This window comes from Pseudomonas sp. CCI1.1, assembly GCF_034348165.1.
Taxonomy (GTDB): Bacteria; Pseudomonadota; Gammaproteobacteria; order Pseudomonadales; family Pseudomonadaceae; genus Aquipseudomonas; species Aquipseudomonas paracarnis.
On sequence record NZ_CP133780.1, the window covers coordinates 542297 to 565675 of the forward strand.

Genomic DNA, 23379 nt, shown 5'->3' on the forward strand with positions numbered 1-23379 from the left:
AAAGGAGTTACCCATGACTTACAAGCGCTTGAACAAAGACGATGCTGTTGTTTTGTTGGTTGATCACCAGACCGGCCTGATCTCCCTGGTGCAGGATTTCTCCCCCAACGAGTTCAAGAACAACGTGCTGGCCCTGGCCGACGTGGCGAAGTTCTTCAACCTGCCGACCATCCTGACCACCAGCTTTGAAAGCGGCCCCAACGGCCCATTGGTGCCTGAGCTCAAAGAACTGTTCCCCGACGCGCCGTACATTCCGCGCCCTGGCCAGATCAACGCGTGGGACAACGAAGATTTCGTCAAGGCCGTCAAGGCCACCGGCCGCAAGCAAATCATCATTGCCGGTGTGGTGACCGACGTGTGCGTGGCGTTCCCGACCCTGTGTGCCCTTGACGAAGGCTTTGAGGTCTTCGTGGTCACCGACGCTTCCGGCACCTTCAACGAAACCGTGCAACAAGCCGCCTGGGCGCGTATGACCGCCGCCGGTGCACAACTGGTCAACTGGTTCTCGGTGGCTTGCGAGCTGCAAGTGGACTGGCGCAACGACATGGAAGGCCTGGCCAACCTGCTCTCGCCGCGCATTCCCAACTACCGCAACCTGATGAACAGCTACTCGGCGTTCGCTGCCAAGTAACCTGGTCGGTAAAACACCGCAAAACCCTGTGGGAGCTGGCTTGCTTGCGATAGCGGTGCATCAGTCAACAGCATTGCTGGCTGATACACCGCTATCGCAGGCAAGCCAGCTCCCACATTTGATTGTGTTCACATTTTGGTTTGTGGTGTGACCACTGACAGGCTATAAAACAGCCCATCGTCCCCTGAGAAGCGACAATGAACCCCTTCGAAGACATGCGCCTGTTCTGCCAGGTCATGGAATCCGGCAGTTTCACCGCCGCCGCCGAGCAATTGGGCTTGTCCAAGCAATTCGTCAGCCGCCGCCTGATCCAACTGGAAGACCGCCTGGGCGTGCGCTTGCTTAACCGCTCCACACGGCGCCTGGACGTCACGCCGCTGGGCCAGAGTTACTACGAGTCGGCCTTGCGCCTGCTCGGTGAGGTGGAACAAGTGGAGCAGGGCATCGCTGGCCAGAACAGCGAGCCCCGAGGCACCATTCGCCTCAGTGCACCCTTGTCGTTCGCCATGGCGCACCTGGGTTGCCTGTTGCCGTTGTTTCTGCGTCAGCATCCGCAGGTCTGCGTTGAAGTTGACCTGAGCGACCGCCCGGTGGACTTGATCGGCGAAGGCTACGACCTGGTGCTACGCATCGGCACCCTGGAAGATTCCACCCTGATCGCCCGACGGATCGCCGCTATCGAGCGGGTGTATTGCGCCAGCCCCGACTACCTGGCGTTGCGGGGTACGCCTTCGAAACCCGAGGATTTAACCACGCACGACTGCCTGCCCTACGGCCACGGCCGCCAGGTGCACTGGCGCTTCAAAGGCAAGGTGCAAGCCTTGAGCGTCAGTGGGCGCATGCGCGTCAATAACGGTGACCTGCTGCGCGATACCGCGATTGCCGGTCTGGGCGTTACCTATCTACCGACGTTCATTGTCAGCGACGCCTTGAAGGACGGTCGCTTGGTCAAGGTATTGGAAGACTTCGCCCCAGAGGCCTTGACCCTGTCGGCCGTGTACCCGCAGCACCGACAGAGTTCACGCCCGGTGCAAGCGCTGGTGGAGTTCCTGCGCGAACGCCTCGCTAGCGGCTGCTGAACAGTTGGCGGATCAGGTTGGGCGTGCTGCCCGTCCACCGCTTGAACGAACGCCGAAAATTCGCCGCATCGTTGAAGTTCAGGTACGCCGCGACTTCCTCGTTACTTAAGCCCTTGGCCAGGTACAGGTGCAACGCCACATGCTTGCGCACCCGGTCGACCTGTTGCTGAAAACCGGTGTCGTGCCGTTGCAACTTGCGCTTTAGCGTGGCCGGGCTCATGGCGAAAATGTGCGCGGCCTGTTCCAGGCTGGGTGGTTGGCGCACATGTTCGCGCAGGTAGGCATAGAGGCAGTCCAGAAAACTTGTGGCAAAGCCCAGTTGCTCGATTTGTTCAAGGGCTTGCTGGCGCGCGACCTGGCCCGCCGTGGCCGAAGCGCCCGGCCAGTTGTGGGTGAGGTATTCACGGGGGATGCACATCATATCCAGCGGGCGTTCGAAGCGCGTGTGCTCGCCCAGATGCACCCAGTATTGCTCGACATACCGAGGTTCGGCATGGTTGAAACTGCACACCCATGGCAAGCGCTGGCCGCTGAGCCATTGGCTCATGGCAACCAGCGAGGTCATGCTGGCTTCGAGCAGAAAGCGCCAGTGTTCGCCGGCGCCGCAACTGTCCAACCAATACAGGTAAGCGTGGTGCTCATCCAGTTCCAGTTGCAGCGTGGCCAGCGGGCTGAGCAGCACTTGTTGCTGGATCAGGATGTCCAGGGCCTGATGAAGGTTCTGTGCATGCCCCAGCGCATGGCTGGCGGCGCCGTAGTAGCCGGGCAGCAGGCGTTGGCCAAACAGGAAACTGCTGTCATCGGCGTCCAGTAGTTTGCGGCTGTTGCCGATCAAGCCCAGAAACTGTTGCGGGCTCAACCGCGCGTTGCCGGCCAGGATGTCTTCGTGGAACAGGCCGGTGCCCCGCAGCAGGCGATGGCTGTCGATGTCCCGGGACAAGCCCAGGTCGATCAACGTGGCGGGTTGATAGTGACCGGGGATGAAGCGGCTGTCGTTTTCATACCAGCTGGTTTTCACGGCCATTTCAGGCGCTTTTCGTAAGGGGTTGCTTGGCCCGGGCCAGGCCCATATTCAGCCGCGTGAGCAGCTCGTGGGGGGACTCTTGCAAGGCCATTGCCACCGCCGTGGTCGCCGCCAGTTGCAGGCGTTCGCCCTGTTGCCGGGTCTTGTGGGCCAGGCTCTGCACCGCGTGTTGCAACTCCAGCGCCAGGCCCTGGGCCTGACGCTCGCCGGTATTGGGCAGCAGCACCACGAAACGATCGCCCGCCAGGCGGCACAACAGGTCTTGGCGGCGCAGGTTGAGCAGCAGCACGTGGCTGACCGCCTGTAGCACCGCATCGCCCTCGGCATGCCCGTAGACCTGGTTGATGGTGGCGAAGTTATCCAGGTCCAGGGCGAGCAACGACAGTGGTTGTTGCTGCGCTTGGCTGTCGCGCAGGCTGTCGATGAGTTGGCGCTTGAGGTAGTCGGCGCCGGCCAGGGGCGTGAGTTTGTCGAATAGCCGGTGCTCGCGAAACAACCGCTCGCGTTTTTCCATTTGCGCGCTGATCGCCAGTTGTTCGTGGTGCCAGTGATAAATGCCAATCGTCAGCAGGATCATGCCCACCGGCATTGGCCCTGACTCCAGCCAGTGATCCCAGGACACGCTATCAGGCAGGCGGATGAATTCGTCGAGGCTGTCGATCCACCAGGAAAAAAAGATGCACGACAGCCCCAGCGCCAGGTATTGGGTGACCCGTCCGGCGGGGCGGCTTTTCAACACCAGGCCCAGCCAGATCAGCGCGAGCAGCGCCGAACCGCCTTCGCCGATGATATCCAGCCACACCCATTCGCTGACGCTCTTGAGCTCGCCGCAGGCCAGGTGCAGGAGCAGCCCGAGGTTGGCGGCGATCAGGAGCAACGCGAGTTTCCAGCGGTGGGGTTTGAGCACGGAAAACATGGCCACGGGTCCTTGGGCAAATGAGTAATGGGCGCCAGCACAGCAGATGGATGTGACGGTTGGATGACGGGCGGGGAGGGTCGAATCAGCTCATGCCCTTGGCCTATTTTTTAGCTGGACATAGAGCCCATGTGGGAGCTGGCTTGCCTGCGAAGACGGCCTGGCAGCCGGCCTCTATCTATCTGACGGTCAGCGTTCCAAATGTGGGAGCTGGCTTGCCTGCGATGGCGACCTGACAGGCGACACTGTTTATACCGAGTACATATCCATTCCTGCGGTAACGGCCACTTAGGGTTCCGCTTTTACAGCGGCTCACTTTTGAAAAGCGCAAAAGTAAGCAAAACGCTCTTGCCCCACCACTCGGCACCTCGCTTAGGCTCGGTGTGCCCGTAATCCGCCAGTGATTTGGGGGGCCGCCGCCACGCGCCATCCATGGCGCGGGGCGGCTAAACCGGCATCCCTGCCGGTTTACCCCCCAAATCACTGTCGAATTCCGGCCAGCGTGGTTTGACGGGGCGCCTAAGATCAAGATCAAGAGCAGATCAAGAGCGGCTCGCTTCGCATCGTGGTTACCTGGGCGGCACATTCGACTTCTCTGTCGATTGAACTGCCGTCTTCGCAGGCAAGCCAGCTCCCACATTTGGACTGTGGGGTGTCAGAGAGATAAGCATCGGCTGTCCGGCCGCTATCGCAGGCAAGCCCGCTTGCTCCCGCATCTGGCCGAGGTCATTTCAGCTCATTTGTACCCTCCAGAAGCCTGTAAACCCCGCTTTGACAGGCTCTGCCCGCAACCCTGTCACAGAACCGTCACGCCTCATCCCTAGCTTGCCCTCCCAGTTGCCGGGCCCCTTGCCTGGCGCCAACGGATTCTTGGGGAGGGTTTCATGTACAAGCGCACCGGGCTCGTCAGCTTTACGCTTACCGCCTTGGCTCTGGCGATAGCCTGCGAGCGGCTCAACGCCGCCGAAGCGGCGACCGAGCATGTCGATGTGGTCGGCCAAGCCGCTGCGATCGACAGCGCCCTCAAGGAGCAACGCTCTTCCGACAGTATCAAAAGCGTGGTGCATGCCGACGGCGTCGCCCAGTTGCCGGATGAGAATGTTGCCGAGGCGGTGCAGCGCTTGCCGGGCATCAGCGTTGAACGTGACCAGGGCGAAGGCCGCTTTGTCAGCGTGCGCGGCCTGGGCCCGGACCTCAACAGCGTGACCATCAACGGCACCCTGGTGCCATCCCCCGAGAGCGAACGCCGCGCCGTGGCCCTCGATGTTCTGCCCTCGGAATTGGTGCAGTCGCTGTCGGTGATCAAGACGCTCACACCGGACATGGACGCCAACTCCCTCGGCGGCACTGTCGATGTGAAGAGCCTCTCGGCGTTCGACCACAAGGGCCTGTTCTACACCGGCAGCACCGAGGCCAGTTATGACAAGAACACGCACCAGACCAGCCCGAAATTCTCCGGCGCCGCCAGTAACCGGTTCAGCCTCGGCGACGGTATCGACAACTTTGGCGTGGCCGCGGCGCTCAGTTGGCAGAAGCGTGATTTCGGCTCGGACAACGTCGAAACTGGCGGCGCCTGGGACTTCACCAACGGCGCCCGGCTCAACGAATTCGAGCAGCGCGACTACGACATCAGCCGTGAACGCGCCGGTGGTGGCCTTAACTTTGATTACAAGCCCGATGACCTGAGCAGCTACTATCTGCGCACCCTCTACAGCCGCTACAAGGACACCGAAACCCGCAACGCCGCCAGCCTCGAGTTCGCTGACCCGCAAGCGCCCGGTGAATTGGGCGAAGCCGAGGGCAAACGCAAGCTCAAGAACCGCGAGGAAACCCAGCAAATCCAGTCCTACGTATTGGGCGGTGAACGCCTGCTCGGCCTGTGGACCTTGAGCGGCCAGGCCGGTTACAGCCGTTCCAGCGAAGACAGCCCGGGGCATATTGCCGGTGCGACCTTCGATGGCGGTGATTTTGCCGACAGCGGCTTTTACGACAAGGCCAAGCCGCGGCCCATCGTTGGCAGTGGTTTTTACGACCCCGCCAATTTCAGCCTCGACAAAGTCGACTGGGAAAAACAGCACACCCAGGACACCGAGAAAAACCTGCGCCTGGACCTGGCGCGCGACTACGACCTGCGCGGTTACGCATCCCAGTTCAAGTTCGGCGGCAAAGTCAGCCGACGCCACAAGGACAATGACCTGGAGGCCTGGGTCTACAAGGACCTGGATGAAGAGGGCTTGAGCGATGAACAACTCAACCTCACTCAGTTCCAGAAGGGCAGCGTCGACTACCGTCTCGGCCGCTTTGGCCCAGGCATCAGCGCGAGCAATATCCGCCAGTTGATCGGCGGCCTCAATCGCGATGACTTCTATGACCCCACCGAATCCACGGTCAACGACTTCACCATCCGCGAAGACATCAACGCCGGCTACCTGATGAACACCGTCGATATTGACGACTGGCGCTTCATTGCCGGCATGCGTTACGAGGGGACTGAATTCGAAGCCAAGGGCACCGGCGCCACGGACGGCCAGTTCAGCGCCACCGAGACCAAGCGTCGTTATCACCATTGGCTGCCGGGCTTGCATGCGCGCTACCAGATTGACAAGAACACCCAAGTGCGCGCCGCCTGGACCAAATCGGTGGTGCGTCCGACCTTTGGCCAACTGGCCCCAGGTTTTGTGATCGACGATGACGAAGCCACCTTCGGCAACCCGGACCTCAAGCCTCTGGAGTCGAGCAACCTGGACCTGGGCATCGAACATTTCATGGGCCGTGCCGGTACCGTGTCGGCATTCGTGTTCTACAAAGACATCCAGAACTTCGTCTACAACACCGATGTCGCCGGTACCGGGGCCTGGGCCAACTTCGCCGAGGCGCACACCTTTGCCAACGGCGACAGCGCCAAACTCTATGGCCTGGAGTTGGCCTACTCACAGAAGTTCGACTGGCTGCCTGCGCCATGGAACGGCCTGATGATCGGTGCCAACAGCACCTTCAGCCGTTCCAGCGCGGACATCGAGGGCTTCGACAGTGCCAGCGGGCGCAATCGCAAGCGCAATATCAGCCTGCCCAACCAATCGGACACGGTCGGCAACCTGATGCTCGGTTGGGAAGACGACACCCTCAGCCTGCGCCTGTCGGCCAATTACAAATCGGCCTATTTGTACGAGTTGGCGTCGATCAATGACAAGGCCCATGACCTGCACGTCGACGCGCAAACCTTCGTCGATTTCAGCGCGCGCTACTCACTGACCAAGAACCTGCAGGTCAGCTTCGAGGCACAGAACCTCACCGACGAGTCGTACTTCGTCTACACCGGCCACCGTAGCTACAACGGCCAGTACGAAGAGTACGGCCCCACCTACAAGCTGGGCCTGACATTCACCCATTTCTAACGATAACGCGTGCATCCTGAAGGATTTGTCTGTTCATGAGAATTTCCAAGCTGTGCCTGCTGGTCGTACTGGTTAGCAGCGCCAATGCGTTCGCCACTGACCTACCGTTGACCCCGTGGGCACCGAGCCTTAACGCCCAAGCCGTTGCCTTCCTGCCCGGCGGCACCCAGCGCGTAGCGGCCAGTGCCCGCGACGGCCTGCTGCTGCTCGACGATAACGGCGTCGAACTGGCCCGCTTCAAAGGCCGTTTCAGCAGCCTCGACACACGCACTGCCGGCACTCAATCGCTGATCGCCAGCCTCGACAACGACCGCCAGCAGGCCTTGCTGATCGGCCTCGATGGCGCCGGCAAAACCTGGGGTACGCCGCTGTACCTGCCGCCCCGCGACTTTGCGGTAAACAGCCTGTGCCTCTATCGCGATGCGACGGCCAACCTGTTTGTGTTTCTGGTCGGTGAAGAGGGCAAGGGCGAACAGTGGCTGGTGGGCAATGGTGCGACCCTGTTGGCCCAGGCGCAGCGTGTTCGCAGCCTGCCACTGCCGCCATCGGCGCAATACTGCCAAGTGGACGATGCGACCGAGCGATTGGTGGTGAATGAGCAAAACGTCGGCTGGTGGGCCTACCCGGCGCACCCGGAAGCCGAGGTGAAGCGCACGCCCGTGGCGCTGTTCGACGATCCCCAGCGCGAAGCCGGCGTCATGGCGCTGGTGCCGGGCGGGATGCTCGCGCTGGACCCGAAAACCGCGCAGTTGTACCTGTTCCAGCAAGTCGGGGAGCGTTGGGTCGGGCAATCCAGCCTGGCCTTGCCGGGCCTCAAAGAACCGGAGCAACTGGCGATACAGGGCCGGCAGGTGCTGGTGCGGGACGACAACAGCGGCCAGCTCTATCAGGGCCGTCTCGACTGGCAAGCCACGCCGGTGCCGGTTGCGCCGATACTTGCCCAAGTCGCTGCACTGCGCCAGACCGAACCCGTGGGTCGCCAGGGCGACGCGGCGGATGACCCGGCCATCTGGATTCACCCGGAAACACCGGCCAAAAGCCGTGTGCTGGGGACCAACAAGAAACAGGGCCTGCTGGCCTACGATCTCGACGGCAAGCTGCTGCAGGAACTGGCAGTGGGGCGCCTGAACAATGTCGACCTACGCCCAGGCTTCAAACTGGGTACGCACACCGTCGACCTGGCCGTGGCGAGTAACCGCGACCGCAACAGCTTGAGCCTGTTCAGCATCGACCGTCAGAGCGGCGAGCTGCGTGAAGCCGGTGAGGTCTCCACGCCACTCAAGGACATCTACGGCATCTGCCTGTACCAGCCCGCCAGCGGTGAGCTCTACGCGTTCGCCAATGACAAGGATGGCACCTTCCTGCAATACCGCCTGAGTGCACCGGCTGGCCGTGTGCAGGGCGAGTTGGTGCGTCAGTTCAAGGTCGACAGCCAACCCGAGGGCTGTGTGGCCGATGACCAGCGCCAACGCTTGTTTATCGGTGAGGAAGATGTCGGCGTGTGGGCGATGGATGCCCGTGCCGACCAACCGGCCATGCTCACTTCGGTGATCAACGTCGGCCCGCAACTGCATGCGGATGTCGAAGGCCTAGCGCTGTATCAAAGCCCCGCACGGGATTACCTGGTGATCTCCAGCCAAGGCAATGACAGCTACCTGGTGCTGGACGCCGAGCCGCCATTCGCTGTGCGCGGCGCCTTGCGCGTTGGCCTCAATGCGGCCGCCGGCATTGATGGCGCCTCGGAAACCGATGGCCTGGAGGTCACTGCCGTCAACCTCGGCGGGCCATGGAGCCAAGGCATGCTGGTGGTGCAGGACGGGCGCAAGCGCATGCCCGAGCAAGCCCAGAACTTCAAGTTCGTGCCCTGGGCCGAGGTGAGCCGTGCGTTGAAATTACCCTGAGCTGTCATCACGCAGTCATCCGTTTTTAATCGAATAGGAGCTTCACCATGCACGCGACGATGGAACATATGACGATCTGGAGCTTGATCAGCGACGCCAGCCTGTTGGTCAAGGCTGTGATGGTCACTTTGCTGCTGGCGTCCTTGCTCAGTTGGTACCTGATCATTCAGCGCAGCAGTGTGCTGCGTGGTCTGGAACGCCAGCTTGACGGCTTCCTGGCGCGCTTTCGCGTGGCGTCGGACCTGCAACCCTTGTATCGCGAAACCGTGCAGGCGGGCGAGGGCGGTGTGGCGCCGATCTTTATTGCCGGCATGCAGGAATACCAGCACTTGCACCACCACGATCCGGCAGTGCTCGAGGGTGTGGAGCGCGCCTTGCAGGTAGCGATCACCGAGCAGGAGCTGGAGCTGGAAAAGGGCTTGCAGTTTCTGGCCACGGTGGGGTCGGTCAGCCCCTACATCGGCCTGTTCGGGACCGTGTGGGGCATCATGAATTCGTTCCTCGGCTTGTCCCAGGTGCAACAGGCCACCCTATCGACCGTAGCACCGGGTATTGCAGAAGCCTTGATTGCCACGGCCATTGGCCTGTTTGCGGCGATTCCGGCAGTGGTCGCCTATAACCGCTTTGCGGCACGCAGCCAGACCTTGCTCACGCGCTACTACGCTTTTGGCAATGAGCTGCAAGTGCACCTGCACCGCACACTGCGCGGTACCTCGAACAACCTGGCCGTGGCCGCCTGAACAAGGAGCAAAGCGATGTTGATCAGGCCGCAACGCAAGCACGGGCCCAAGGCCGAGATGAATGTGGTGCCCTACATCGACGTGATGCTGGTGCTGCTGGTGATTTTCATGGTCACCGCGCCCATGCTCACCCAGGGCGTGAAGATCGAACTGCCCAAGGTCGCCGCCGAGGCGTTGGCCACCGATACGCGCCAGCAGATCCTGACGTTATCGGTGAAGGCGGACGGTGGCTACTACTGGAACCTGGGGGGCGAACTGGATACCCGCCAGCAGACCGACAGCGCGGTGACCCTGGAAGAAATGAGCGCCAAGGTCATGCAGGTGGTGGCGGCGCGCAGCGATACCCAGGTGTATATCCGCGCTGATGACAATGCCGGTTATGGCCGTGTGGTGGCGGCCATGGCGGTGCTGCAGAAGGGCGGCATCAGCAATCTTGGGCTGGTGACAGAGGCCCCACAATGACGGTGATGATCATGCACAGTCCGGCACTGGCCTTGGCGCCTGACAGCGATGGTTTCTGGCGTAAAAGCCTGGCAGCGAGCCTGGCCGTGGCGCTGCATGGTGCGGTGGCAGTGGCGTTGATGCTGGGCTGGTCAACGGAGCGACCGGGGGTGCCAGCGCCACGGGTGATGCACACGCAGTGGGTGGTTTTACCCGCGCCGGCGCCTGCGCCGACACCTGAACCCGTCGCTGCCGCACTGCCAGAACCTGTTGCCATCCCGGTACCAACCAAACCGACGGTCGATCCGCAGGTCCAGGCGCAAAAGCTCGAGAAAGCCGCGCTGGCGCGCAAGCGGGTGGAAGAAAAGAAACTCGAGCAACAACAGCAGCGCATGGCGACCGAGCAGCGCAATCAGGCGTTGGAACAGCAGCGTCTGAGTCAGGCGCGTGCCGCTTCGGAAAAAGCCCGAGCCGCCGTGCCTGTGCCTACCCCTGCATTCGACAGCCGCCAGTACCAACCCTTGAGCAAGGCCGCCCCCGACTACCCCGAACGCGCCTTGGACAAGAACATCGAAGGCGACTGTTCGGTGGAGTACACCGTCAACACCCAGGGCCACGTGGAAAACCCCAAGGTGCTGGACGGCTGTCACCCGTTGTTCATTCGGCCCTCATTGGCGGCGGCCAATACTTTTCGCTACCAGCCGAGAATCGTCGATGGCAAGGCTGTTGCCGTACCGGCAGTGCGCAACACCTTCCACTACCGCATCAAATGAGCTTCTCCAGCCACCTCCCCAAAACCTGTGGGAGCTGGCCTGCCTGCGATAGCGGTGGCTCAGTTGAATATTCAGTGACTGACACACCGCCTTCGCGGGCAAGCCCGCTCCCACAGGGGATCTGTGCCAGGCGCTGATTTTGTGGGCAATACATGACTAGTGTGGGAGCTGGCTTGCCTGCGATAGCGGTGGTCCAGTTGAAGATTCAGTGACTGACACACCGCCTTCGCGGGCAAGCCCGCTCCCACAGGGGATCTGTGCCAGGCGCTGATTTTGTGGGCAATACATGACCAATGTGGGAGCTGGCCTGCCTGCGATAGCGGTGGCTCAGTTGAATATTCAGTGACTGACACACCGCCTTCGCGGGCAAGCCCGCTTCCACAGGGGATCTGTGCCAGGCGCTGATTTTGTGGGCAATACATGACTAGTGTGGGAGCTGGCTTGCCTGCGATAGCGGTGGCTCAGTTGAATATTCAGTGACTGACACACCGCCTTCGCGGGCAAGCCCGCTCCCACAGGGGATCTGTGCCAGGCGCTGATTTTTTGTGGGCAATACATGACTAGTGTGGGAGCTGGCTTGCCTGCGAAAGCGGTGGCTCAGTTGAATATTCAGTGACTGACACACCGCCTTCGCGGGCAAGCCCGCTTGTATGCTAGGACTTGAAGGGAGGAGAAGGGACGAAGCCCGATTCTGACTGTTGACGCAGTACAGACCGTGGGAGATTTCACCCCTCCTCCTTTCACCCAAGCGCCGATAAAGAATGCATCTGGCTATGACCGACGATAGGAACAAGCCTGCGCCTCTGGGTGAGCCCTTCAAGTGCTCAAAAACATAGCCCGGAGGAAGCCCCCATGGCAATGCCAGTTTCTGTCTCAAAGCCGATCGTAGGCGTTGATGTCGCTAAGAATGAGCTGGTGATTTATCACGCTGAAGCCGATCTACTGGAAACGATCGCAAACAACAAAGCTGCTATCAAAAAATGGCTGAAAACGCTGTCCTGCAAAGTGGCCATCGCAATTGAAGCCACCAACATCTACCACTTGGAGTTTGCCGATCTAGCCCATGAAGCTGGTTGCGTGGTTTACATGGTTGGAGGTTATGAGCTCAAGCATTACCGCGAAAGTTTGAAGATCCGGGCCAAGACCGATGCTTTGGATGCCCAGTTGCTCGCCCGCTATTTGAGAAAGGAGGCAGACGAACTGCGTCCCTGGACACCGCCATCGCCGCTGTATCGCCACCTTCTAAGCCTGTTTCGTCGGCGCGCAGCCTTGGTTCAGGCGCGCGTCAGCCTGACGCAAAGCTGGGCGAATGAACCACTGCTTAAGGCCTCGTTTGCCGAGCAGGTGAAGTCGATGCAGAGACTTGAAGGGTTAATTGAAAAGATGATCAGTGATTGCCTGAAAGAGGCAGGTTTGCTGGGGCAGTTGAAGCGTTGCTTGAAGGTCGAAGGCATCGGCTTTTTGACTGGCGCGCGCTTGATTGCCACCTTCCAACGGGGAGAATTCAGGAATTCAGACGCGTTTATCGCCTTTCTTGGTATGGATTTGCGCGTCAACAAGTCAGGACAGAAAGATGGTCGTCGTAGTTTAAGTAAGCGCGGCGACTCAGAGGCCCGGCGCCTGCTGCATAACGCCGCGATGGCGGCTAGCCGAACAGAGACATGGAAAGCGTTTTATCAAGCACAGAGGGCACGAGGCTATAGCACCACTCAAGCGTTGGTAATATTGGCTCGCAAGCTTGCTCGGGTGGTATTCGCTCTACTGAAAGGGCAAAGCGAATATCAGCCAAAGGTTGGTTGAGGGTTGCCCCTCAACCATAGAATCTCCCACAGGGGATCTGTGCCGGGCGCTGATTTTTTGTGGGCAATGCATGACTAGTGTGGGAGCTGGCTTGCCTGCGAAAGCGGTGGCTCAATTGAATATTCAGTGACTGACACACCGCCTTCGCGGGCAAGCCCGCTTCCACAGGGGATCTGTGCCGGGCGCTGATTTTGTGGGCAATACATGACCAATGTGGGAGCTGGCTTGCCTGCGAAAGCGGTGGCTCAGTTGAATATTCAGTGACTGACACACCGCCTTCGCGGGCAAGCCCGCTTCCACAGGGGATCTGTGCCAGGCGCTGATTTTGTGGGCAATACATGACCAATGTGGGAGCTGGCTTGCCTGCGATAGCGGTGGTCCAGTTGAAGATTCAGTGACTGACACACCGCTATCGCGGGCAAGCCCGCTCCCACAGTGGAATGTGTTCAGGCCAGCGCTTTCTCGTGGGGTTCGATCACGCTGTAGCGGTTCGCTGGCACTTCCAGGCCGAGATTGTCCCGTAGGGTGTGGCCGCTGTACTCGGTACGGAACAACCCCCGCTGTTGAAGCACCGGCACCACCCACTCAGTGAAATACTGCAAGCCATCCGGCAGTACCGAATTGATAATGAAACCATCGCTGGCACCGCTCTCGAACCAGGTTTGGATCGCATCCGCGACCTGTTGCGGGGTGCCGACAAAGTCGCGCAGGGGCCGTGAGAAACGCAGGGCTACTTCGCGCAGGGTCAGGCCTTCGTCACGGGCCAGTTGCTTGATACGCTCGGAGCCACCTTTCTGGCTGTTGGCGCCCAGGTCGCCCAGTTCGGGAAAGGGCGCATCCAGCGGGTACTGGCTGAAATCATGGTCGTTGAACGGTCGGCCGAGGGCGACGATGGCGTCCTCCACAGTGACCAGCGCCACGGCTTGCTGGTAGCGGCTTTCCACTTCGGCGGCATCGCGCCCGACAATCGGGCGGATACCCGGCAGGATCGACAGGCTGTCCGGGTCGCGGCCAAAGCCCTTGGCGCGGCGTTTCAAATCGGCGCTGTAGGCCTTGGCCTCGTCGATAGTTTCCACGTGCACAAAAATCGCATCGGCGTTTTCAGCGGCAAAGTTACGCCCATCCTGCGAAGTGCCCGCCTGGAAAATCACCGGTTGGCCCTGGCGCGAACGCGCGATGTTCAGCGGGCCTTTGACCGAGAAGAATTCGCCCTTGTGGTTAAGCGCATGCAACTTGCCTGGGGTGAAGAATTCGCCGCTGTGTTTGTTATAGGCAAAGGCGTCGTCCTCCCAGGAATCCCATAGGCCCTTGACCACATTCAAATGCTCCTTGGCGATGCGGTAACGCACGGCGTGGGGCGGGTGTTCGGCCTTGCCGAAATTATCGGCGGTGCCGCTCAGCCACGAGGTGACTACGTTCCAGCCAGCGCGGCCGCCGCTGATGTGGTCCAGGGAGGCGAACTGGCGTGCTACCTGGTAAGGCTCGGTGTAGCTGACGGTCACGGTGGCGACCAGGCCGATGTGAGTGGTCAGCGCGGCCAAGGCCGAGAGGATCGTCAGCGGCTCGAAACGGTTGAGGTAATGGGGGCTGGACTTGGGGTGGATATGCAGGCTGTCGGCGATGAACACGAAGTCGAACCGGGCGGCTTCGGCCAGTGCGGTCTGCTGCTTGTAGAAGCCGAAATTGGTGCTGGCGTCGGGTTGTGCCTGCGGGTGGCGCCATTCGCCCCAACCGTGGCCGACACCGTGCACCATGGCACCGAGTTTCAATTGACGTGGCTTGCTCATGTTCTGCTCCTTAGCGCGAGGCTTGTTCGAGGGGGATACGCTTGGCGTTGAAGCTGGAATCGAAGCCCTGGGAGACGTCGATGTGTTTGCTCAGCAGGCCTTCTTTTACATAGGTGTCGGCGGTGGCTTGCAGGCCATGGATCACCGTATCGTCAATCGTGACCGGGGAAAGATGGGTGTCCTTGGCCACTTCGATATGCACGGCCAGTGGCAGGCCAGTGATCTTGGCTTGGGCAGCTGCGTATTGCTCGGGATGGGTATTGGCCCAGGCGTAGGCGCGATCAATGCGGGCGACAAAGTCGTCCAGTTGCACACGTTTGTCGGCAATGGCCTGGCCGGTAGCGGCGAAGTACAGATGATTGCTCAGCAGGTGCTTGCCGCTCACCAGCACGCGAGCATTGCTCTGTGAGGTGACCACGGTGGTGTAAGGGTCCCACGTCGCCCAGGCATCGGCGGTGCCGTTGTCGAGTACCAACCGGGACTCGGCGGGCAGCAGGAAGATGAACTGCACATCCTGGGTGGTCAGCCCGGCATCGTTCAGGGCCTTGATCGCCAGGTAGTGCCCGATGGAGCCGCGCCCGGTGACGATCTTCTTGCCCTTGAGGTCGGCCGCGGTCTTGATCGGTGAATCCTTGGGCACCAGCAGCGCCGTGGTGTTACGGCCTTCGGCATGGATGATGCTGATCACCTTGATCGAGGCACCGGCGCCGAGGGCGAACACATAAGGGGCATCGCCCAGGGCGCCGACATCCACAGCGCCGGCGTTCAGCGCTTCGCCCAGGGGCGAGGCCGAGGGGAATTCCGACCATTTGATCTCGTAGGGCACGTTCTGGCTTTCGCCCGAGGCTTCCAGCAGCGCCTTGATCGTGGATTTCTGGTTGGCCACGCGCAGCGGTTGCAGGTCGCCAGCCTGGACGGTGGAAAGCAGGCCGAGGGCGAGGGCAGCGCCCAGCAACAGGCGTTTGAATGGAATGGCGTACAGCATGGGAAAAACTCCAGGCGTTAGGTAAAGGAAAGTACCTCCGCCTGGAGAAGGGGTCGGTTGGGCGAAACGGTGCAGCGGTGAATCAGATCACGTAGAAGCCATGGGTGCCGTCGCGGGCCAGTTGTTCCACGAGGCCGAACTCCCAATCCAGGTAAGCCTGCATGGCTTCCCGAGGGTTGTCGGTGCCTTCGTAAGGGCGGCGGTAGCGGTCGATACGCGGGGACGCCAGGTGGCTTTCGCCTGACTCAAGGGGCAGTTGCGCTTGGATCCAGCCGGCCGTGCCGTCCTGCAGCAAAAAGACCGGCTTGCCGGTGAGGGCCTCGACTTCCGGCACGGCCAGGCGCGCCAGTTGGCTGCTGCCGCAGGTCAACACATAGCGCTGGGCGCTCGGTACCTTGCTCAGGGCCTCGGGCAGTTGCGCGCGCAGCACCCACCAGGCGCCGGGGATATGACGTTTCACGTAGTTGGCGCTGGCCGTGAAGTCCAGCACCTGCGTGTCGCCATGGCTGAGCCAGTCGGCAAGGGTGTGGGGGCTGATCAGTTCGGCCTGGGGCGGCGGCGGTACTGGCGCGACCCATGCGCCGCGCTCGCTGAAGTGCTCCGCTTGCAGGTCATCCAATACGTACACCTGCCAGCCCAACTGGGCCAGCCACGATGCGGACATATTGGCGCGCACGCCGTCGTCGTCCACCAGTACCAGGCGCGCACCGCGCACACTGGCGACGTGATCGGTTTCCTGCACCAGTTGCCCGCCCGGGGTGGCGCGGGCGCCCGGCAGGTGGCCGGCTTCGAATTCTTCTACGGTGCGCACATCGAACAGGTAGGTGGTGCGGGTCGCGTCCTGTTGCCAGCGGTGCAGGTCATTGAGCGTCGCACGCTTGACCCCGGCTTTATCGGCAACACCACGTGCCTTTTGGGCGGCGAGCTGGCGATGGTTTTCCGAGGTCGGCGCAAAGCGGCGCGCCTGGCCATGGGCGAGGGTCTGCCCGGCCAAGGTCCAGCCGATGGTGCCGTTGCGCAGGGCTGCCACCGGGTTGGGGAGGCCGGCGTTGATCAACGACTGGGTGCCGATAATGCTGCGGGTGCGCCCGGCGCAATTGACGATGATGCGCGTGGCTGGATCGGGCGCCAGCTCACGGGCGCGCAACACCAACTCGGCCCCCGGCACACTGATGCCGGTGGGGATGCTCATGGTCTGGTATTCGTCGAAACGGCGCGCATCGAGCACCACCACATCGGCCTGGCTGTCGAGCAGGGCCTGGACCTCTTCGGCGGCCAGGGACGGCGTGTGACGCTGGTTCTCCACCAGCTCGCCAAACGCCTTGCTGGGTACATTGACGTCGATAAACAGCTCGCCACCGGCCCGACGCCAACCGTCCAGCCCATCCTCCAGCAGGCTGACCTGGGTGTAGCCCAGTGCAACCAGGTGTTCGGCGGCGCGCTGGGCCAGCCCTTCGCCGTTGTCGTACAGGGTGACTTGGGTATCGCGGCGTGGAATGCGCGCGTACACCTCCAGTTCAAGCTTGGACAAAGGGATATTCGCGGCGAACAGAGGGTGGGCCTCGGCAAAGGGGGCTTCTTCGCGTACGTCGATCAGCGCGACTTCTTCGCGTGCCAACAGGGCCTGGCGAATCTGCGCAAAGCTGCGGGTCGATAGGGTGGTCATAGGGCAGGGCTCTTTTCTTTGGACAGGTCCCAGATGTTCGGGAGATAGGCGTTGGAATAACCGGAGATAAACAGTTTCTCGCTGCCGTCGGGTTGATACACCGCCCGGCGCACCGCGCCGATATTGGCGCCGTATACGTGGATGCTGATGGACACTTGGTCGCCGTGGGCATTGCTGACCTGATGGATATCGCCGACTTTGGGCGACACCGCCTCGACCTGGCCCGGCAGCAATTGCACGGGTTCGCCTAGCGCTACCAGGCTGCCGCCCGGTGCCCGGGCAAACCCCTGGGAAACCTCCGCGCCGCGCAACATACCGATCAGCCCCCACACCCGGTGGTCATGAATCGGCGTGCGTTGCCCTGGCCCCCACACAAAGCTGACCACGCTGAATCGCTGGCGCGAATCGGCATGTAGCAAGAATTGCTGGTAGCGCTCGGGGTCGGGCTGGGCGAATTCGTCGGGCAGCCAATCATCGTGGCTGACCAATTGCGCCAGCAACTTGCCGCCACGGTGCAGCAGGTCGCCTTCACGCGGGTTGCCGTCGATCAATTCCGCCAGGGCGCCTATGAAGGCTCTGAGTCTCTCGGGGTGTCGGGCCTGGGTCATGACCATTCCATCGGGCTGTTGGTGTATTTTTATCTAAGCATAATGTTTGTTTTTAATATGCTATTTTTTAATGATTAGCTTATAGCCGGAGGTAATTTAGAACCGGTTTGAATAGGGTTAGACGTTATTGATCACTGGCTGGGCTATCCAGACCTGTGTGCGGCCACTATGCTTCACGCACATCTTAATGACTGATCTGTATGTGCGGCCCAAATGAAAATTGACGATATCGATGCCTTTGTCGAAGTGATTCGTTGCCAGTCCATCAGCCATGCCGCCGCGTCGTTGCAGCTGACCCAGCCAGCCATCACCCGCCGCGTGCAGAACTTCGAGCAGGCTCTGGGAGTGGAACTGTTCGACCGCAACACCAAGCCCCTCAAGCCAACGCTGATCGGTACGCGTGTCTATGAGCAATGCCGGTTGATCCTGCGCGAGATGGATGCCCTGCGCGAACTGGTGGCCACCGATGCACCGCCTACCGGCGTGCTGCGCCTGGGCGTACCGCAGACCATCGGCGATGTGGTGCTGCTGGACGCACTCAAACACCTGCGCAGCGAATACGCCGACTTGCGTGCCCAGGTTGCCACCGGCTGGGGCAGCCAATTGGTCGGCAAGATCGAACGCGGCGAACTGGATGCGGCGGTGGCGTTGTTCCCCGCGGGCAAGATCTTTCCGGACAACCTGGTCGGTGAGTCCATCGGCAAGATGGAGTTGGTGGTGGTCTGTGCCAAGGCGCAATTGCCGAAGAAGCCTTGCAAGCTGGCGAACGTGTACCAGAGCGGTTGGATCCTCAACCCGGACGGCTGCGGGTTCCGTGCGGGGTTGCAGCGCACCTTGTCTGACCAGGGCCTGGCGCTGCGGGTAAACCTGGAAACCTTTGGCACTGAACTGCAACTGGGCCTGGTGGCCGACGGCCTCGGCCTTGGCCTGGTGCCACGTCCGTTGCTGGAACGCAGTGCTCATCGCGAGCAGTTGGCGGCGATGCCCCTCAAGGACTTCAAGCCGGTGATGGATTTGTGGCTGATCTATCCGCATTTTCTCGGCAACCTGCAAGGGCCGGTGGATGCTTTTGGTCAATGGGTGGCAGACGCTTTGCACAAGATCCGCAGCGCTGCCTGACGCTCTGCCAGCCGACGCTTATCCACCTGACCCCCCGGCGAACCCAATGTGGGAGCTGGCTTGCCTGCGATGACGGCCTGACAGCCGACATTTACCTACCAGACACCCCCGCAATCCAACTGTGGGAGCTGGCTTGCCTGCGATAGCGGCCTGATAGTCGATACAGTTATACCGAGTACATATCCATTCCTGCGGTAACGGCCACTTAGGGTTCCGCTTTTACAGCGGCTCACTTTTGAAAAGCGCAAAAGTAAGCAAAACGCTCTTGCCCCACCACTCGGCACCTCGCCCAGGCTCGGTGTGCCCGTAATCCGCCAGTGATTTGGGGGGCCGCCGCCACGCGCCATCCATGGCGCGGGGCGGCTAAACCGGCATCCCTGCCGGTTTACCCCCCAAATCCCTGTCGAATTCCGGCCAGCGTGGTTTAACGGGGCGCCTAAGATCAAGATCAAAAGCAGATCAAAAGCAGATCAAGATCAAGAGCGGCTCGCTTCGCATCGTGGTTTGTATCACTGCACGTCCACCCGCTGCACCTGCAACCCCAACTGTTTATATGCCTGCACATCCGGTGCATCCCACTCGGTAATCAGCGTATGAATACGGCTGCATGGCGCCACCACAAAGGGTTCCACCGCGCCGAGTTTGTCTGAGGTGGTCACGGCGATGACGTGGGACGCGCTGTCGAGCAAGGCTTGCTTGACGGCCACTTCACCAAAATGCAGCGAGGTGATGCCCACTTGCGGGTGCAATGCGCACACTCCGGTGAACAACAGGTCGGCCTTGACGCTCTGGATCAGGCGCACCGCTTCATGGCCGCCGGTGGAGAGCGTAGCAGGGTTGAGTTGGCCGCCGGCCAGGATCACTTTTATATGCGGATGGTCGGCCAGGGCGATGGCGATCATGGGGGATGGCGTGACCACGGTCAGGTGCAGTGCATGGGGCAAGCACTGCGCGATCTGCAAGGTGGTGGAGCCAGAATCGAACAGCACGATCTGGCCGTCTTCAACCCGCTCCGCCGCCACGCGGGCGAGGTGGCGCTTGACCTCGTTGGTCTCGCCGACACGGGTAAAGAAATCCTTGCCGGTGTCCTTGGGCCGGGGCAGGGCGCCGCCGTGTACGCGTTGCAACAGGCCGGCGGCAGCGAGTTCGCCAAGGTCGCGGCGGATGGTGTCCTGGGACACGGCGAAATGCTCGACCAACTCAGATGCGGTGACCTTGCCGTCGCGTTCCAGCAGCAACAAGATCTTTTGTTTGCGCAGGGAAGGCAGGTCGATGGCTTGATGAGTGTTATGCATGTTTGTGCGCTTTATTGCGGGTTTGTGCGAGATTAATCATCAGTCCATCTAAACGCAACGGCTGGTTGCCCACGCTCCTGCCGGTTACTCTCTGTGTTCAGTTCAGGGAGAGGTGACCCGATGCCGTTGATCACAACCATCGAAGACTTACGCAAGCTGGCGCAAAAACGTGTCCCCCGCATGTTCTACGACTACGCCGATTCCGGCTCCTGGACTGAGAGCACCTACCGCGCCAACGAAACTGATTTTGCGCGTATCAAGTTCCGTCAACGGGTGGCGCGCAATATCGACGAGCGTTCGATCCGCGCCAGTATGATTGGCCAGGACATGGCCATGCCCGTGGCGCTGGCGCCGACTGGACTGGCGGGCATGCAGCATGCCGATGGCGAAATCCTCACTGCCCGTGCCGCTGCTGCGTTCGGGCTGCGCTACACCTTGTCGACCATGAGTATCTGTTCGCTGGAAGACATCGCCGAGCACGTCGGCCAGCCGTTCTGGTTCCAGCTGTATGTGATGCGCGATCGCGGTTTTATCGAGCAGTTGATCGAGCGCGCCAAGGCGGCCGGGGTGGATGCATTGGTGCTGACCCTGGATTTGCAGATTCTGGGGCAGCGCCACAAGGACTTGATCAATGGTTTGTCCGCGCCGCCCAAGCTGACCCTGCCGAACATTCTCAACATGATGACCAAGCCGCGCTGGGTGATGGGCATGCTGGGTACCCAGCGGCGTGGTTTCGGCAATATCGTCGGGCATGTGAAGGGGGTGGCCGACATGAGTTCGCTGTCGTCGTGGACCGCCCAGCAATTTGACCCGCGCCTGAGCTGGGACGATGTGGCGTGGATCAAGCGGTGCTGGGGCGGCAAGCTGATCATCAAGGGCATTCTCGATGTGGAGGATGCGCGCTTGGCGGCCGATTGCGGTGCCGATGCGTTGGTGGTGAGTAACCACGGTGGCCGGCAGCTTGATGGCGCGCCGTCGAGCATCAGCCAATTGCCGGCGATTGTCGAGGCCGTGGGCAACCGCATTGAAGTGTGGCTCGACGGGGGTATTCGTTCCGGCCAGGACGTGCTCAAGGCCATGGCGCTGGGCGCCAAGGGCACCATGATTGGCCGCCCGCACTTGTATGGGTTGGGGGCGATGGGCGAGGCGGGGGTGACCAAGGCGCTTGATATCATCGCCCGCGAACTGGACGTGTCGATGGCGCTCTGTGGCTATAAGGATATACGCGAAGTAAATCGCGAAATCCTGTTGCCCGGTACCTTTCCTGGAAGCACGGCTTGAGCAAAAAAAACGTAAAAATATAAAAAGAGTTGTCCACGAAAACCGTGGGTATCTCTGTGGATAACTTTGCGAAGGCCCGGCAGCGTTGGCGATTTCAGCGAAGATCATTATTTGATCAACTTGTATTTCGGGCCAACATGGCCAGGGTTTGCGCTTGACAGCCAAGCGCGAACCCAGTGTCGAAAAGCGTATTTACGAGGCGTTATCGCGGCCTGTGGAGTGTGTCACCACCTGGGCAGGCATCTTCGTGCGCATCAGGTTTTCCAGCGCCTGGCCATAGCTGCGTCCGGCGAGGTTCATGCTGTTGTTATGGCTGGCACCGGGCACCAGCAACAGGTGTTTGGGTTGCTGGGCGGCTTCGAATAACTGCTGGCTGAAGCGCGGTGGTACGTAGCGGTCGTCGAGGCCGTGGACCACCAGCAGCGGCATGTGGATGTCGGCAATCTTGTCGATGGAATCGAACTTCTGCGACAGCAACCAGCGCACCGGCAATGAGGTGTTGGCAACGGCCGTGGCGACATCCGCCAGGGAGGTGAACGTGGACTCGATCACCAGCCCGCGCACCGGCAATGGCACCTGCTTGCCCAACTCGGCAGCGAGGTCGATGGCGACCGCGCCACCCAGGGAGTGCCCGTAGATCAGGCGCTTGCCGGGGTCTGGTTGCAGGGTCTGGAAACGCTCCCAGGCAATGCGAGCGTCCTCGTACACCGTGGCTTCCGAGGGCAAGTCGCCCTGGCTTTGGCCAAAGCCGCGATAGTCGATGGCCAGGACCGAAAAGCCCAGGGCATGCAATTGCTCGATGCGAAACAATTGGCCCGTGAGGTTCCAGCGTACCCCGTGCAGGTAGAGGATGGCGGGCGCGTCTTTGTTGGCTGCCGGGTACCACCAGCCATGAATGTTCTGCCCTGCTTTGAAACTGGCGGGCTTGAGTTCGAATTCCTGCACCGCCTTGGGCAGGCCGGTGTACCAGCCGGCGGTTCCCGGCTCGATGCGAAACACAAGTTCGCGCTCCTTGTGTTGCAACACGGCGCAACCGACCGGCAGGCCGACAATCAACACGGCCATGCACAGCCAGACAAACCAGCGCAGGCCCCGGCGGGGCATAGAAGCAGAAGACATGAAGGTTCCAGAACAAAGATGAAGCACGGGTTTTACCAGATGGCCTGGGCGGGTAGGCATTAATGCGACGGCTGTGACGGATGAAAGTGTTACAGCATTGAACAATCCTCGTGCGGGTTGATAGGGTGGACGGCTTGAACCTGCCCTACCTGCAAAGGCCCACACATGAACAACAGCCCCGTGCGCATCACCGCCGAAGAAACCCTCTCGGACAACTGGTACCTGCTGAAGAAATACAGCTTCGACCTGCGCCGTCGCGACGGCAGTTGGCAAGCCCAGACCCGCGAGGTGTATGACCGGGGCAACGGTGCGACCATCCTGTTGTACAACCGTGAGCAACGCACAGTCTTGCTGATTCGCCAGTTCCGCATGCCCACGTTCGTCAACGATTACCCCGGCTACCTGATTGAAGCGGCGGCCGGTTTGCTCGATAACGCCAGCGCCGAAGAACGCATCCGCCTGGAGGCCGAAGAAGAGACCGGCTATCGCGTGGGGCATGTGGAGAAAATCTACGCGGCGTTCATGAGCCCGGGATCGGTGACGGAGCGGATTCACTTTTTTATCGGTGAATACCAGCCAGGCGACCGAGTGGGGGCGGGCGGTGGCCTGGAAGAAGAGGGCGAGGATATCGAGGTGCTGGAACTGGGCTTTGAGCAGGCACTGGCGATGGTGCAGAGCGGGGAGATTGTGGATGGCAAGACGATCATGTTGTTGCAGCATCTGGAGTTGCGGATGTTGAAAGAGGGGTGGTGAGACGCTTGGGAACTCTGCTGATGAGCGCGGGCCGAGGTGGGAGGGATCTACACAACGTTGGAGGTT

19 protein-coding genes are annotated in these 23379 nt (G+C 61.0%); 11 read left to right on the plus strand and 8 right to left on the minus strand.

The window, feature by feature from the left end:
• Positions 1-13 precede the first annotated feature (13 nt).
• Positions 14-631: an isochorismate family cysteine hydrolase YcaC gene (gene ycaC / locus RHM69_RS02440; protein ID WP_003191905.1), complete on the plus strand. Its 618-nt coding sequence runs from the start codon at positions 14-16 to the stop codon at positions 629-631.
• A gap of 197 nt (positions 632-828) precedes the next feature.
• Positions 829-1710 (plus strand): LysR family transcriptional regulator, encoded by an 882-nt coding sequence (locus tag RHM69_RS02445; protein WP_200600871.1) that lies wholly within the window; start codon positions 829-831, stop codon positions 1708-1710.
• Here the strand turns inward: RHM69_RS02445 and RHM69_RS02450 are convergent.
• Together RHM69_RS02450 and RHM69_RS02455 are read right to left on the minus strand one after the other, a co-directional pair.
• Complete coding sequence (locus tag RHM69_RS02450; protein WP_072434451.1) at positions 1697-2734, minus strand: AraC family transcriptional regulator; 1038 nt, start codon at positions 2732-2734, stop codon at positions 1697-1699. The genes RHM69_RS02445 and RHM69_RS02450 overlap by 14 nt on opposite strands.
• 1 nt (position 2735) lies before the next feature.
• Entirely contained in the window at positions 2736-3650 is a 915-nt protein-coding gene (locus RHM69_RS02455; RefSeq protein WP_137271605.1) for a GGDEF domain-containing protein, read from the minus strand.
• An 884-nt stretch (positions 3651-4534) separates the two neighbouring features.
• On the opposite strand from RHM69_RS02455, the gene RHM69_RS02460 reads away from it, so the two are divergent.
• The 6 genes from RHM69_RS02460 (at position 4535) to RHM69_RS02485 (ending at position 12700) form a co-directional block, all read left to right on the plus strand.
• Entirely contained in the window at positions 4535-7045 is a 2511-nt protein-coding gene (locus RHM69_RS02460) for a TonB-dependent receptor (protein WP_032903517.1), read from the plus strand.
• Positions 7046-7080: 35 nt separating this feature from the next.
• Entirely contained in the window at positions 7081-8946 is a 1866-nt protein-coding gene (locus RHM69_RS02465; RefSeq protein ID WP_038449892.1) for a phytase, read from the plus strand.
• A gap of 47 nt (positions 8947-8993) precedes the next feature.
• Positions 8994-9686: a protein TolQ gene (gene tolQ, locus RHM69_RS02470; RefSeq protein WP_014718164.1), complete on the plus strand. Its 693-nt coding sequence runs from the start codon at positions 8994-8996 to the stop codon at positions 9684-9686.
• Positions 9687-9701: 15 nt separating this feature from the next.
• Complete coding sequence (gene tolR / locus RHM69_RS02475) at positions 9702-10148, plus strand: protein TolR (RefSeq protein WP_014718165.1); 447 nt, start codon at positions 9702-9704, stop codon at positions 10146-10148.
• Complete coding sequence (locus tag RHM69_RS02480) at positions 10145-10900, plus strand: energy transducer TonB (RefSeq protein WP_014718166.1); 756 nt, start codon at positions 10145-10147, stop codon at positions 10898-10900. The genes tolR and RHM69_RS02480 overlap by 4 nt, the downstream gene beginning before the upstream one ends.
• An 858-nt stretch (positions 10901-11758) precedes the next feature.
• Positions 11759-12700 (plus strand): IS110 family transposase, encoded by a 942-nt coding sequence (locus RHM69_RS02485; RefSeq protein WP_397388902.1) that lies wholly within the window; start codon positions 11759-11761, stop codon positions 12698-12700.
• Positions 12701-13146: 446 nt separating this feature from the next.
• Here RHM69_RS02485 and RHM69_RS02490 read toward each other — a convergent pair whose 3' ends face one another.
• The 4 genes from RHM69_RS02490 to RHM69_RS02505 form a co-directional block, all read right to left on the minus strand.
• On the minus strand, positions 13147-14487 hold the full coding sequence (locus RHM69_RS02490; protein WP_014718167.1) for an LLM class flavin-dependent oxidoreductase: 1341 nt from the start codon (positions 14485-14487) through the stop codon (positions 13147-13149).
• A 10-nt stretch (positions 14488-14497) separates the two neighbouring features.
• Positions 14498-15472 (minus strand): ABC transporter substrate-binding protein, encoded by a 975-nt coding sequence (locus RHM69_RS02495; protein WP_020302880.1) that lies wholly within the window; start codon positions 15470-15472, stop codon positions 14498-14500.
• 82 nt (positions 15473-15554) lie between these two features.
• Positions 15555-17138, minus strand: coding sequence for a rhodanese-related sulfurtransferase (locus RHM69_RS02500; protein WP_200601269.1), 1584 nt, complete (start codon positions 17136-17138; stop codon positions 15555-15557).
• On the minus strand, positions 17135-17746 hold the full coding sequence (locus RHM69_RS02505) for a cysteine dioxygenase (RefSeq protein WP_038449899.1): 612 nt from the start codon (positions 17744-17746) through the stop codon (positions 17135-17137). Before RHM69_RS02505 ends, RHM69_RS02500 begins: the two co-directional genes overlap by 4 nt.
• Positions 17747-17959: 213 nt before the next feature.
• Between RHM69_RS02505 and RHM69_RS02510 the strand changes: the two genes are divergently transcribed.
• Positions 17960-18865, plus strand: a complete 906-nt coding sequence (locus RHM69_RS02510; RefSeq protein WP_106111836.1) for a LysR family transcriptional regulator — start codon at positions 17960-17962, stop codon at positions 18863-18865.
• Between the two features lie 509 nt (positions 18866-19374).
• Here the strand turns inward: RHM69_RS02510 and RHM69_RS02515 are convergent.
• Positions 19375-20160: a DeoR/GlpR family DNA-binding transcription regulator gene (locus RHM69_RS02515; RefSeq protein ID WP_014718171.1), complete on the minus strand. Its 786-nt coding sequence runs from the start codon at positions 20158-20160 to the stop codon at positions 19375-19377.
• Positions 20161-20280: 120 nt separating this feature from the next.
• Between RHM69_RS02515 and RHM69_RS02520 the strand changes: the two genes are divergently transcribed.
• Positions 20281-21441: an alpha-hydroxy acid oxidase gene (locus RHM69_RS02520; RefSeq protein ID WP_020302077.1), complete on the plus strand. Its 1161-nt coding sequence runs from the start codon at positions 20281-20283 to the stop codon at positions 21439-21441.
• Between the two features lie 192 nt (positions 21442-21633).
• Here RHM69_RS02520 and RHM69_RS02525 read toward each other — a convergent pair whose 3' ends face one another.
• Positions 21634-22560, minus strand: a complete 927-nt coding sequence (locus RHM69_RS02525; protein WP_032903886.1) for an alpha/beta hydrolase — start codon at positions 22558-22560, stop codon at positions 21634-21636.
• 165 nt (positions 22561-22725) lie between these two features.
• Here RHM69_RS02525 and RHM69_RS02530 point away from each other — a divergent pair, with 165 nt between their 5' ends.
• The gene (locus RHM69_RS02530; protein WP_034125680.1) at positions 22726-23313 is read left to right on the plus strand and encodes an NUDIX domain-containing protein; all 588 of its coding nucleotides are present in this window, start codon (positions 22726-22728) and stop codon (positions 23311-23313) included.
• The last annotated feature ends 66 nt before the right edge of the window (positions 23314-23379 follow it).